The 11,895-nt window shown below is 55.1% G+C and carries 13 protein-coding genes; 6 read left to right on the top strand and 7 right to left on the bottom strand.

Going from position 1 to position 11,895, the window contains the following annotated elements; all coding sequences use genetic code 11:
* Positions 1–14: 14 nt before the first annotated feature.
* From BN2591_RS03005 to BN2591_RS02985, 5 genes are all read right to left on the bottom strand, one after another.
* Entirely contained in the window at positions 15–821 is an 807-nt protein-coding gene (locus BN2591_RS03005) for an ABC transporter permease (protein WP_086868887.1), read from the bottom strand.
* On the bottom strand, positions 811–1,740 hold the full coding sequence (locus tag BN2591_RS03000; RefSeq protein ID WP_086868885.1) for an ABC transporter permease: 930 nt from the start codon (positions 1,738–1,740) through the stop codon (positions 811–813). Before BN2591_RS03000 ends, BN2591_RS03005 begins: the two co-directional genes overlap by 11 nt.
* A gap of 7 nt (positions 1,741–1,747) precedes the next feature.
* Positions 1,748–2,761, bottom strand: a complete 1,014-nt coding sequence (locus tag BN2591_RS02995) for an ABC transporter ATP-binding protein (RefSeq protein ID WP_086868883.1) — start codon at positions 2,759–2,761, stop codon at positions 1,748–1,750.
* Between the two features lie 17 nt (positions 2,762–2,778).
* Entirely contained in the window at positions 2,779–3,921 is a 1,143-nt protein-coding gene (gene ydcS / locus BN2591_RS02990; RefSeq protein ID WP_086868881.1) for a putative ABC transporter substrate-binding protein YdcS, read from the bottom strand.
* Between the two features lie 345 nt (positions 3,922–4,266).
* Entirely contained in the window at positions 4,267–5,673 is a 1,407-nt protein-coding gene (locus tag BN2591_RS02985) for an aminotransferase-like domain-containing protein (protein ID WP_086868879.1), read from the bottom strand.
* Positions 5,674–5,922: 249 nt separating this feature from the next.
* On the opposite strand from BN2591_RS02985, the gene BN2591_RS02980 reads away from it, so the two are divergent.
* The 4 genes from BN2591_RS02980 to BN2591_RS02965 all read left to right on the top strand — a co-directional run bounded on the left by BN2591_RS02980 (position 5,923) and on the right by BN2591_RS02965 (position 9,036).
* Entirely contained in the window at positions 5,923–7,323 is a 1,401-nt protein-coding gene (locus BN2591_RS02980) for a cytochrome ubiquinol oxidase subunit I (protein ID WP_086868877.1), read from the top strand.
* Positions 7,323–8,333, top strand: a complete 1,011-nt coding sequence (gene cydB, locus BN2591_RS02975; RefSeq protein WP_086868875.1) for a cytochrome d ubiquinol oxidase subunit II — start codon at positions 7,323–7,325, stop codon at positions 8,331–8,333. The genes BN2591_RS02980 and cydB overlap by 1 nt, the downstream gene beginning before the upstream one ends.
* On the top strand, positions 8,333–8,461 hold the full coding sequence (locus BN2591_RS02970) for a DUF2474 domain-containing protein (RefSeq protein ID WP_086868873.1): 129 nt from the start codon (positions 8,333–8,335) through the stop codon (positions 8,459–8,461). Before cydB ends, BN2591_RS02970 begins: the two co-directional genes overlap by 1 nt.
* Positions 8,462–8,574: 113 nt before the next feature.
* Positions 8,575–9,036, top strand: coding sequence for a hypothetical protein (locus tag BN2591_RS02965; protein ID WP_086868871.1), 462 nt, complete (start codon positions 8,575–8,577; stop codon positions 9,034–9,036).
* A 47-nt stretch (positions 9,037–9,083) separates the two neighbouring features.
* On the opposite strand, the gene BN2591_RS02960 is transcribed toward BN2591_RS02965, so the two are convergent.
* Positions 9,084–9,764, bottom strand: coding sequence for a nitroreductase (locus BN2591_RS02960; RefSeq protein WP_086868869.1), 681 nt, complete (start codon positions 9,762–9,764; stop codon positions 9,084–9,086).
* Between the two features lie 97 nt (positions 9,765–9,861).
* On the opposite strand from BN2591_RS02960, the gene BN2591_RS02955 reads away from it, so the two are divergent.
* Entirely contained in the window at positions 9,862–10,812 is a 951-nt protein-coding gene (locus BN2591_RS02955; protein ID WP_086868867.1) for a LysR family transcriptional regulator, read from the top strand.
* Positions 10,813–10,897: 85 nt separating this feature from the next.
* On the top strand, positions 10,898–11,155 hold the full coding sequence (locus BN2591_RS02950) for a hypothetical protein (protein ID WP_086868865.1): 258 nt from the start codon (positions 10,898–10,900) through the stop codon (positions 11,153–11,155).
* 93 nt (positions 11,156–11,248) lie between these two features.
* Here the strand turns inward: BN2591_RS02950 and BN2591_RS02945 are convergent, their stop codons facing one another.
* Positions 11,249–11,785, bottom strand: coding sequence for a hypothetical protein (locus BN2591_RS02945; protein ID WP_086868863.1), 537 nt, complete (start codon positions 11,783–11,785; stop codon positions 11,249–11,251).
* Positions 11,786–11,895: the final 110 nt, after the last annotated feature.

Here is an 11,895-nt window from a genome sequence, read left to right as displayed (position 1 = left end):
TTCAGCGTGGTCAGTTATTTGCCGGTTCCGGCAATCGTGTCGGTATCACGGGTCAGCCACCAGGCCCCCAGAATCGGAATCATCGTTACCAGCATCACCAGTAACGCCACAACATTGGTGACGGGCACATCGCGCGGACGACCCAACTGGTTGAGCAACCACAGCGGCAGCGTACGCTCATGACCTGCGGTAAAGGTTGTGACAATGATTTCGTCAAATGACAACGCAAACGCCAGCATGCCACCCGCCAGGAGCGCCGAACCCAGGTTGGGTAACACCACATAACGGAAGGTTTGCCAGCCGTTCGCGCCCAAATCCATCGATGCTTCGACCAGGCTCCAGGAGGTTCGCCGGAACCTGGCAATCACGTTGTTAAACACCACCACCACACAAAACGTGGCATGTCCCACGACGATGGTGAAAAATCCCGGTTCGAGATTGACCGTTTTGAAGGCGGTCAACAGCGCAAGCCCGGTGATAATTCCCGGTAAGGCAATCGGCAACAGCAGCAGTAAGGAAATGGCGCTTTTACCGAAAAACTCGCTGCGCCATAAGGCCATTGCAGCAAGTGTGCCAAGAACCAGGGCGATTGCCGTCGCCAGCGCCGCGATTTTAAGTGACAGTGTCACCGAATCGAGAATATCTCCCCTTGCGGCCGCCACGCTGAACCAGCGCAGCGTAAAGCCCTGCGGCGGAAAACTGAACGCGGCGTCCTCGGTATTGAAAGCATAGATGGCGATGATCAAAAGCGGAAAGTGCAGAAAGATGACACTGCCCCAGGTGGCGACGTTGAGCAAAAACGGTGCGCGTTCAGAGTGCATCAAACGCTCCCAGGCGTTTCACAAACGCCAGATAAAGGGCTATCAACACCATTGGCACAAGGGTAAACGCAGCGGCCATTGGCATATTACCGATCGCCCCTTGCTGCGAATAAACCATATTGCCAATGAAGTAGCCCGGCGGCCCGACGAGCTGCGGCACGATGAAATCGCCGAGCGTCAGCGAAAAGGTAAATATCGAACCTGCCGCCACGCCCGGTACCGCCAGCGGTAACACCACATAACGAAAGGTCTGACGCGGATGCGCGCCTAAATCGGCTGAGGCTTGCAGCAGCGACGGGGGTAAGCGCTCAAGCGCCGCCTGAATCGGCAGGATCATAAATGGCAGCCAGATATAGACGAACACCAGAAAGCGTCCGAACCCGGAGGTGGAAAGCGTATTCCCGCCCACGGCGGGCAGTGTCAGAAAGGCGGTAAGTAACGGCTCCAGCCCCAGATGGCTTAAAAACCATTGCGCCACGCCATCTTTCGCCAGCAGCAGTGTCCAGGCGTAGGCTTTAACGATGTAACTCGCCCACATCGGCAACATCACCGCGATATAAAAAAACGCTTTCCATTTGCCCTGCGCATAACGCGCCATATACCACGCCATCGGAAAAGCGAGAATGGCGCTCGCGACCGTGACACTTATCGCCATCATCAACGTACGAAGAATGATGTCGTAATTTGCCGGGTTAAACAGCGCCAGCAGGTTGGCGAACGTTAAATCCGGGGTGACCGACATGGTGAAATCATCGAAGGTGTAAAAACCCTGCCACAACAACGTGAGCAGTGAACCTAAATAGACAATGCCAAACCACATCAGCGGGCCTGCCAGCAGCAGGAGCAAGCCATAAACCGGTTTACGCCAGAAAAACGCGCTAAGCGTTACGCGGCGCGGTGAATGTTGTGCAATGCTCATCCCCCTTTCACCCCGCGCCCTGTAACGGCACCATTGCCTCGCGCGACCAGGAAACCCGCACCTGCTGGCCCGGCGCCAGCGTTTCTGGCAATAACGCATCGGAGAGGTTCGCCTGGCTGACCAGTAACTTTTCCCCCTGCGCCAGCGCCAGTTCAAAACGGGTGGAGGCGCCCTGATATTGCACCGCCTGCACCACGGCGCTGGCTTCGATTTCCCCTGGCGTATTCAGGCGAATATGTTCCGGGCGCAGCGAGTAAACCCCTTTCATGCCGCAGAGTTTTGCCGCAAGCGCCGCATCAAACACATTCGAGGTACCGACAAATCCGGCGACAAACGGCGTGCGCGGGCGCAGGTAAAGCTCGCGTGGGGTATCGATTTGCTCAATACGGCCATTGTTGAACACCGCTACGCGATCAGACATCGACAAGGCTTCGCCCTGATCGTGGGTGACAAAAATGAAAGTGATGCCGAGATCCTGTTGCAGCTTTTTCAGCTCCAGTTGCATCTGTTCACGCAGCTTCAGATCCAGCGCGCCCAGCGGTTCATCAAGCAACAATACTCTGGGCTCATTTACCAACGCGCGAGCAATGGCGACCCGTTGCCGCTGGCCGCCGGAAAGCTGGGAAGGTTTACGGGCATGGACAAAGCCGAGCGCCACTTTTTCCAGCGCGTCACGGGCGCGGGCATGGCGCTGTTTTTTGTCCATGCCTTTCACCATCAACCCGTAGGCGACGTTATCGAGCACAGACATGTGCGGAAACAGCGCGTAATCCTGAAAGACAGTGTTCACGTCCCGCTCCCAGGGCGGCAGCTCGCTGGCTTCGCGGCCAAAAATACGAATGGCACCGCCGCTGAGCTGTTCAAACCCGGCAATCAGCCGCAGGCAGGTGGTTTTGCCGGAGCCGGACGGCCCCAGCATGGAGAAAAACTCCCCGTCATTAACGACGAACGATACGCCGTCAACCGCCCGGACATCGCCATAGACTCTGGCGACATCCAGAAACTCTACCGCATAGCTCATAACGCACTCCTGGCAGGTTAACGGCCGCCCATAATGGCGATGTAATCCTGCGTCCAGCGGCTGTAAGGCACATATTTGCCGCCTTGCGCCACCGGCGTTTTCCAGAAGGCGATTTTGTCAAAGAAGCTGTAACCGTTGGTTTCGCAGCCCTTTTCACCCAGCAACGTACTGGCCTTGCACCCTTCTGGCACCACTGGCAGCGAACCAAACCAGGCCGCCACATCGCCCTGCACTTTCGGCGTCAGCGACCAGTTCATCCACTTGTAGGCACAATTCGGGTGTTTCGCCTCGGCATGCAGCATAGTGGTGTCAGCCCAGCCGGTTACCCCCTCTTTCGGGAAAACCGTGGCGATGGGCTGATTTTCCCCTTTCAGGGCATTGGCCTGATAAGGCCAGGCGCTGGAGGCCACCACCCCTTCGTTTTTGAAGTCGCTCATTTGTACTGTGGTGTCGTGCCAGTAGCGGTGAATCAGCAAATGCTGATCGCGCAGGGTTTTCAGCACCGCCTGATACTGCGCTTCGGTAAGCTGATACGGATCGTCAATACCCAGTTGCGGTTGCGTAGCTTTCAGGTACAGCGCGGCATCGGCGATATAAATCGGGCCATCGTAGGCCTGCACGCGCCCTTTGTTGCTTTTGCCGTCCGGCAGGTTTTGCTGCACAAAGACCACCGACCAGCTATCCGGCGGTGTCGGGAAGGTTTTGGTGCTATACATCAAAAGGTTAGGCCCCCACTGATACGGCGTGCCATAGGTTTTCCCCGCAACGTTGAACCATTCGCCTTTCACCAGCTTCGGATCAAGCGTTTTCCAGTTGGGGATAAGCGCGGTGTTTATCGGCTGGACGCGTTTACCCATGATCAGACGTAAAGAGGCATCGCCGGAGGCGGTCACCAGGTCGTAGCCACCTTTCGCCATCAGGCTCACCATCTCATCGGAGGTGGCGGCGGTTTTCACATTCACCGCGCAGCCGGTCTCTTTTTCAAAGGCGGTCACCCAGTCATATTGCTTATCGGTCTGGCCGCGCTCGATATACCCAGGCCAGGCGATAATATCCAGCCGACCTTCTCCCTTTCCCACTTCGGTTGGTTCGGCGGCGTGTGCGGTCATCACCGTCAGACCCAGCGCACACAGGCTGCTGTGGGCAAATTTCTTGCTCATTATTTTCTACTCCTGTCGCAATGAAAAAGTGCGGCAGCCTTGCCGTAAATATATCTCCCTTAATAAAAATAGACGGCGCGCTGACGGCATGAATGTGAGCCGTCGGAATTTTCGCAAGGATGTGACAGATGACGCATTGCGTTAACAATGAAAATGCTACTGCGCGCGCTTTTGGAGTATAGACAAGGGGTTAGCAGATGCCCGTTAATCTGTGTTGCTATTCACATTTCCTATGAATACCAACATCGCGAGCGCAGAAAATAATGACGGCGCACGTCAAATTTACGCCGCCATTATTTTTAACAAGAGAATAAGTTATTCAGGAAATAAGAAAGACGGGTGCGGTTAATTCATCATCTGGCGAATTAATTCGCCCAGTTGCATTACCGCCCGCTCCTCTTTATCGCCCCAGACCCAGGCGCAATTAAAGCGGAAAAACGAACGCCAGTTGTCGGATGTCGAAAACATTTTCCCCGGCGCAATACTGATATGGTGCGCCAGCGCCCGCTGGCTCAGTTCACCGGCATCCAATCCGGCGGGCAGCTCCAGCCATAAGAAATAGCCGCTCTCATTACGATAGATTTTCACGTCCGGCGGCAGATGGCGCAGCAGCGCCTGCCAGGCCAGATGTTTGCGCTCGGCAAGCTGTCTGCGCAGGCGGCGCAAATGGGCGTCATAGTGATGCGTTGATAAGTAATCGACCAGCGCCAGTTGCAGTGGCGAACTGGTGGATAATGTGCTCATTAATTGCAATTGCTGAATGCGCCTGGCGTGGCGTCCGGCCGCGACCCAGCCGACGCGAAACCCGGCGACCAGGCATTTTGAAAATGAGGAACAGTGCAACGTCATGTCGTGCGTATCCCAGGCTTTCGCCGGTAGCGGCTGTTCACGCCCGTAGTAAAGCTCACTGTAAACATCGTCTTCAATCAGCGTGACGTTGTGCTCAGCCAGCAGCGCGACCAGCTGCGCCTTTTTCGCAGCACTTAAGGTAAACCCGAGCGGGTTCTGCGCGTTGGTCATCAGCCAGCAGGCTTTGACCGGATAGTCGGCTAATGCCTGCGCCAGTGCATCAAGATCGATACCCTCTTTTACATCGGTTGGCACCGATAGTGCTTTTAACTTCAGCCGCTCCAGCGCCTGCAACGCACCGTAAAAACAGGGGTTTTCAATAATCACCCAGTCACCCGGTTCTGTCACCGCCTGCAGGCTGAGATTCAGCGCTTCCAGCGCACCCGCGGTGATAACAATCTCATCCGGCGATATGTTCATCCCCTGGCGGGCATAGCGCTTGGCAATGGCGTGACGCAACTGGCTGTTCCCCGGCGGCAGGTTTTCCATCACGCTCATGGCGGTGGCGCTTTTACTCACCTTTGCCAGCGACCGGTTGAGCTGCGGCATCGGGAACAGTTTGGGGTCGGGAAAGGCGGAACCAAACGGCAGCACCGAGGCATCGCAGCTGGCCTGTAACACATCAAAAATATAGGTATTGATGTCCACCGCTTCATCACGCGTGATCCTGGCCGCCGGTGTGCGCGGTAAGCCGGGCGCTGGCGCGACAAAATAGCCGGACTGCGGCCTGGCAATTACCCGCCCCTGGCTTTCCAGCAACTGATAAGCATGACCGACGGTCATAAAACTCAGCCCGCTGCTGGTCACCTGCTCACGCAGCGACGGCAGCTTCTCTCCCGGTCGCCAGACCCCAAGCTCGATTTGTTCTGCGATTTGCTGCGCCAGGCGCTGGTATTTTTTCATGATTTTTCACGTGTTAACAAAACACCTACATCATGGCACGCGATGCGTCATCTTGCTATATCAGTTTGCGCAAAACAGCCCATTATGCGCACTGTTATGGTTATTGGTTGCCGCTTCGTCTGGACTAATCTGCAACCTGCCATACCCTTTGTAAGGAACTGTTATACGAAAATTCTTTTTATCTGTTTCTGCAAGTTCACGCTTGTGCTCATTAACATTGACGCCACAACATTGACATTGGGGTTGTGCATGTTCGGTTTAGACGCGTTTTACCTGGCGAGAATACAGTTCGCCTTCACCGTTTCGTTTCATATCATTTTCCCGGCTATTACCATCGGCCTTGCCAGCTATCTGGCGGTGCTTGAAGGATTGTGGCTTAAAACCCGCAACCCGGACTGGCGCACGCTGTACCATTTCTGGTCGAAGATCTTCGCCGTTAACTTCGGTATGGGGGTGGTGTCCGGGCTGGTGATGGCGTATCAGTTCGGCACCAACTGGAGCGGGTTTTCCCAGTTTGCCGGCAGCATTACCGGGCCATTACTGACCTATGAAGTGCTGACCGCTTTCTTCCTTGAAGCGGGTTTTCTCGGCGTGATGCTGTTTGGCTGGAACAAAGTCGGGCCTGGCCTGCACTTTTTCGCCACCTGTATGGTCGCGCTGGGCACCATTATGTCCACCTTCTGGATCCTCGCGTCCAATAGCTGGATGCATACGCCGCAGGGCTTTATCGTCGAAAATGGCCAGGTGGTGCCGGTCGACTGGTTGAAGGTTATCTTTAATCCCTCCTTCCCGTACCGGTTGATGCACATGACCATTGCGGCCTTCTTAAGCAGTGCGCTGTTTGTCGGCGCGTCTGCCGCCTGGCATCTGTTACGCGGGAATAACACGCCCGCTATTCGCAAAATGTTTTCTATGGCGATGTGGATGGCGCTGATTGTTGCGCCGATTCAGGCGATGGTCGGCGATATGCACGGGCTGAATACGCTTGAACATCAACCGGCAAAAATCGCCGCCATTGAGGGCCACTGGGAAAACCCGCCCGGTGAAGCGACACCGCTTATCCTGTTCGGTATGCCGGATATGGAGCAGGAGCGCACGCGTTATGCCGTGGAAATCCCGGCGCTCGGCAGCCTGATCCTGACACATAGCCTGGATAAGCAAGTCCCGGCGCTGAAATCTTTCCCGAAAGATGAACGTCCCTATTCACCGATTGTGTTCTGGTCGTTTCGCATTATGGTCGGGCTTGGCGTGCTGATGATTGGTCTGGGTGTGGCGGCGCTGTGGCTGCGTTTCAAAGACAGGCTGTATCAGTCGCGGCCGTTTTTACACTTTGCGCTATGGATGGGGCCGGCGGGTTTGATCGCCATTCTCGCCGGTTGGGTCACGACGGAAGTGGGTCGCCAGCCGTGGGTGGTGTATGGCTTGCTGCGCACGGCCGATGCGGTTTCCGCGCATGGCGACTTGCAAATGAGCCTCAGTTTGCTGGCGTTCTTTGTTGTCTACTGTTCCGTTTTTGGCGTGGGTTACAGCTACATGGTGCGGCTTATCACCAAAGGACCCGACGAGCGTGATGAGCACGCGACGCAGGGCACACCGGCGCGCCCGCTTTCAGCGGTGGGTGAACATCTCGACGCGGATGAGGATAAATAATGGGCATCGATCTTTCATTAATCTGGTTTGTCATTATCGTCTTCGCCACCCTGATGTATATCGTGATGGATGGTTTTGACCTTGGTATCGGCATTCTGTTTCCCGTCACGCGTGACGCGCACGATCGCGATGTGATGGTCAACAGCGTCGCGCCGGTCTGGGATGGCAACGAGACCTGGCTGGTGCTCGGCGGCGCGGGGTTATTCGGCGCGTTTCCGCTGGCTTATGCGGTGATTGTCGATGCGCTGACCATTCCGCTGACCCTAATGCTGATCGGTCTTATCTTTCGCGGCGTGGCCTTTGAGTTTCGTTTCAAAGCCACCCCCGCGCACCGGCCGTTCTGGGACAAAGCGTTTCTCTCCGGCTCGCTGCTTGCCACCTTTACCCAGGGGGTGGTGGTGGGCGCGGTGCTTAACGGTTTTCAGGTGACGGGCCGCACGTTTAGCGGCGGTGCGCTCGACTGGCTGACGCCGTTTAACCTGTTTTGTGGCGTCGGGCTGGTCATCACTTATGCCCTGCTCGGCGCGAGCTGGCTGGTGATGAAAAGCGAAGAGCCGTTGCAGGGGAAAATGCGCAAGGCCGCGAGGAAACTGTTGCTGGCGATGTTAGTGGTGATTGCCGTGATTAGCCTGTGGACGCCGCTGACGCATGCCACGATTGCCGAGCGCTGGTTCAGCCTGCCGAACCTCTATTTCTTCTCGCCGGTGCCGCTGTTAGTCGTGGTACTGAGTGTCTGGCTGTGGCGCAGTCTCGGTAACCCGGATTCCCACACCCTGCCGTTTGTGCAGACGCTGGGGCTGATTTTCCTCGGGTTTAGCGGCCTTGGCATCAGTATCTGGCCGCATATTATTCCACCGGATATCACGCTGTGGCAGGCCGCTGCGCCAGCGCAAAGCCAGGGCTTTATGCTGGTCGGCGCCCTGCTGATTATTCCGATTATTCTGGTTTATACCTTGTGGAGCTACTACGTGTTTCGCGGCAAGGTGCAACATGGCGCGGGGTATCATTGATGAAACACTCCTTTTTTAACCGCCTGATGTGGATGCTGTTAATCTGGGGCGGCAGCGTGCTGGCACTGTTTGCGGTCAGTATGGTGTTCCGGCTGTTGATGTCGGCGGCGGGGTTTAAATCGCACTAATTGTTCAGGTACAACGGACGATCCCGGCTAGTAATTTCCGGGATCGTTCACTACGCTTTTTGTTGTCCAATTTACGTTAGAGCTGCGATTTTTCATGGATTTAGGGAGAGATGATGATTAACCTCGTTCAGACGCCTTACGATCTCAATTCGGGCTATCCGATTGTTCGTCGCACGCTGGAAGACAAAAAGAAACTGGTCAGGCATGAGGGTTTTGGCCCGGAATCGTGCTGCGCCACCATTGAATACACGCTGCGCGGGAATTCCCGCTATGCGTTTGGCAACAGCCAGATGCAGGTCCAAATGCCGCCGAATATCTACGCGCACAACTGGGTGAAACTGCACGGGGAAATGACCGCGCTGGTTGCCGCAATCCGGCGTATTGAACGGGTCGATAGCACGAGCGCCGTCCTGCCAATCACCAGCGCTTACATCGAACTGCGGCCGTGTGAAGCCAACTGCCTGCCAGCACTGCATAACATGCTGCCCGACAACATCACCGTCTACTTCTCTTTTCTGCATCCCACGCAAGTTGATCAATGGAAACAGAGCGCCCGCGCGCTGTGTGCCGCATAACGCCGACCAGAGCCGCTGGCGATTAGCGTCTCTGGTCACTCGCGACATTACCCGTGCATCACCACACTTTTCTCAACGGGAATACGCGGCATGCGTGTTTTCGCAGACGGCGCAGACATATCGGCATAGCCAAACGAGATGCCGAACAGCAGGCGATAATCAGTGGAAACACCGAGTTCTTCGCGGATCATATCGGCGTGAAAACCGAGCAACGTCTGCGGAATACCGGCAAAACCGCGTGCGGTCAATGACAGCAAAAAGCTCTGCGCATACATGCCAATGTCGGAGGCAACGCGGATGTTGTCGCCAAAGGATGGCATAAACAGGAAAGCCGCATGTGGCGCGTTAAAAAACTGATAATTGCGCAGATAAGCCTCCTGGCGCCGCGCTTTATCTTCACGCGCCACGCCTATCGCATCGTAATAAATCCGCGCTTGCTCATGAGCGCGCTCGAAATAGTCGCCGTGAAAATCATCATAGGAAAAGGTGAAATCCGGCGTCTGGCGCCCTGCAAGATCGTTTTCCGTCATCCTTTTCGCAAGACGGTTTTTGGTTTCACCGGAAACCACATGCACGTGCCAGGGCTGCGTGTTGCAGTTTGACGGGGAATATTGCGCATCCTGCAACACGTCCTGAATTTGTTCGTCCGTTAACGGTACAGGTAAAAATGCGCGGGCGGAAAAACGCTGGCGGACGGTTTCATCGAAGGCTTTAACGCTGGTACTCATGACTTTTCTCCGGTGTTGAGTGTTCGCGTAGCTTAACGATGAAACCTGTTCGTAAAAACACTACAATGCGCCATGGACCTTTGCGGATTACGCACAGATGAATAAGCTCAGTCAAATTAGCGCCCGCTCAATGCAGCTGTTTCTCGCCATTGTTCGCGAGGGCAACTTATCCGAAGTCGCTCGCAACGAAGGTCTGGCGGCCTCGTCTTTATCGCGCGTGGTTCAGCAACTGGAGCAGGCGCTGGAAACCCAGTTGTTATATCGCAACACGCGCGCGGTGATTGCCACTGAGGCCGGTCATATCTATGCCGACACGTTTCGCGCCATGTTGCAGCAGCTTGCGGACGCGCAAACCCAGGTGGATGAACGTCGCGATGAACCTGGCGGGCGCATTCGTATCAATGCGCCAATCTCATTTGGCCTGCGCCATATTGGCCCCAGAATCAGCGAATTGAGCGAACGCTATCCGCGTCTGCATATCGAGCTGAACCTGAACGATGACTATATCGACCCGTTTGCCGACGGCACCGATCTGCTGCTGCGTATCGCCGCGCTGCAGGATTCTGAGCTGCATGGTCGGCTAATTGGGCATCAGAACTGCCATTTGGTGGCAACACCCGCCTATGTGCGCCGTTATGGTCAACCAAACACGCCGGAGGCGTTGCAGTCGCACCGCTTACTGGCATATCGCGGGAAAAGTGGTTTACAGCGCTGGCGTTTTCAGCGTGGGGAGAAATCCTGCCAGTTTTTGCCGCAGGCCAACATCGTTTCCGATAACGCGGAATTGCTGTTACAGGCCGCCCTGAATGATGCGGGAATCTTGCTTTTCCCGGACTGGCAAGTGGGTGAAATGCTAAACCGCAATGAGCTTGTGGCGCTCATGCCTGATTTTACCGCCAGTTATTCGCCAACGGCGCAGTCGCTCTGGTTGCTCTACCCTGGCGGGAAATACCCGTCGCTTAACACCCGCACGGTGATCGACTTTTTACTGGCAAGTTTCGGTTCACCGCCCTACTGGCGCTATCTTCCGCAGAGCCGCCAGGAATAATCCCGAAGGCGTAGCGCTCCATTTTCCCTTCACTTTTTTATCGTCAAATCGTCGCCACGCAATAAAACGAGTAAGGATGTAAAAGATGAAAAAAATTGCACTGGTGTCTGCCATTCTGGCGGTGAGCTTCTCTTCGATGGTGTTTGCTGACGAACGTCCGCCGCTGCCGCCGGAACAGTTCCCAAACGGCCAGCATCATAACAATGATAAAAAACCGTCGCACGACGCGCCGCCGAAACACAAGCAGGATAAGCCGCCGCGCCACGATGACAAACACCACGATAAGCACAACGGTAAGAAACCGCCACTGCCGGAAGAAAGTCGTCCGGGTGACGAGCGCTAATCCAGCCTGCAATGCAAACAGGCCTTTCACCATCACGGGAAAGGCCTGTTTTTTATCTGTCAGATACGGTTTTAACGCCGCCTGCTCAGGCAGTTACGATCCCATCGCTTTGGATAACCACGACTTGCAGATACCACGGCGCAAATTCCACGGTTTCGCCGGTTTATCCTGATAGCGGTCATACACTTTATCCAGATCGTCCTGGCTGGTGATATTCAAGTCCGCCGGAATTTCAACCGCCCCACGGGAGCTGATCGCCACATAGTGTTTCCCTTTTTCAAGGAAAAATGCGGTCTCATGGATCCACATCCTGCCGCTGGAATTATCCTGGACAATTAACGTCCAGTATTGATCGCCTTTAAGTCGGCTGGTAAAAAGCCGGTCAACAACGCCTTCCAGCATATTATTGCTGATGTAAATCATCTCGGCGGAATTAAAGCAGTCGCCCTCTTTGTTATAACGCTGGAAATAAAACAGCCCCTGATGAGCTTTATTAGCCTGCGTGTAGACCACGGTTGCATCGCTACCGGTATAAGCCTGATAACGCTGCGTTCCGAGCGGGCCCGGCGTACAGGCAGACAACAAAAATGCGCCAGCAACAAGCAAGGCGCTTAACGTAAATTTATGCATTTCCTCTCCATGAATATCATCAATAAGCCATTTCTTATTATTTTCGCGCGGCCAGATTAACGCATTATGGTTATTAACGCATGGTGGTTATTCGCTCGCCGGGATAATTT

Origin of the sequence: Kosakonia pseudosacchari (assembly GCF_900184035.1) — a bacterium.
Taxonomy (GTDB): domain Bacteria; phylum Pseudomonadota; class Gammaproteobacteria; order Enterobacterales; family Enterobacteriaceae; genus Kosakonia; species Kosakonia pseudosacchari.
Note: the sequence above shows the minus strand (reverse complement) of the source record. Positions and strands in the feature narration are given on the sequence as shown.

Excerpts from the sequence above, each read along its gene's own strand:
- BN2591_RS02955 (WP_086868867.1), top strand. The coding sequence starts at position 9,862 with ATGAATAAGCTCAGTCAAATTAGCGCCCGCTCAATGCAGCTGTTTCTC.
- BN2591_RS02995 (WP_086868883.1), bottom strand. The coding sequence starts at position 2,761 with ATGAGCTATGCGGTAGAGTTTCTGGATGTCGCCAGAGTCTATGGCGAT.
- BN2591_RS02965 (WP_086868871.1), top strand. The coding sequence starts at position 8,575 with ATGATTAACCTCGTTCAGACGCCTTACGATCTCAATTCGGGCTATCCG.
- ydcS (WP_086868881.1), bottom strand. The coding sequence starts at position 3,921 with ATGAGCAAGAAATTTGCCCACAGCAGCCTGTGTGCGCTGGGTCTGACG.
- BN2591_RS02960 (WP_086868869.1), bottom strand. The coding sequence starts at position 9,764 with ATGAGTACCAGCGTTAAAGCCTTCGATGAAACCGTCCGCCAGCGTTTT.
- BN2591_RS03005 (WP_086868887.1), bottom strand. The coding sequence starts at position 821 with ATGCACTCTGAACGCGCACCGTTTTTGCTCAACGTCGCCACCTGGGGC.
- BN2591_RS02970 (WP_086868873.1), top strand. The coding sequence starts at position 8,333 with ATGAAACACTCCTTTTTTAACCGCCTGATGTGGATGCTGTTAATCTGG.
- cydB (WP_086868875.1), top strand. The coding sequence starts at position 7,323 with ATGGGCATCGATCTTTCATTAATCTGGTTTGTCATTATCGTCTTCGCC.
- BN2591_RS03000 (WP_086868885.1), bottom strand. The coding sequence starts at position 1,740 with ATGAGCATTGCACAACATTCACCGCGCCGCGTAACGCTTAGCGCGTTT.
- BN2591_RS02985 (WP_086868879.1), bottom strand. The coding sequence starts at position 5,673 with ATGAAAAAATACCAGCGCCTGGCGCAGCAAATCGCAGAACAAATCGAG.
- BN2591_RS02945 (WP_086868863.1), bottom strand. The coding sequence starts at position 11,785 with ATGCATAAATTTACGTTAAGCGCCTTGCTTGTTGCTGGCGCATTTTTG.
- BN2591_RS02950 (WP_086868865.1), top strand. The coding sequence starts at position 10,898 with ATGAAAAAAATTGCACTGGTGTCTGCCATTCTGGCGGTGAGCTTCTCT.
- BN2591_RS02980 (WP_086868877.1), top strand. The coding sequence starts at position 5,923 with ATGTTCGGTTTAGACGCGTTTTACCTGGCGAGAATACAGTTCGCCTTC.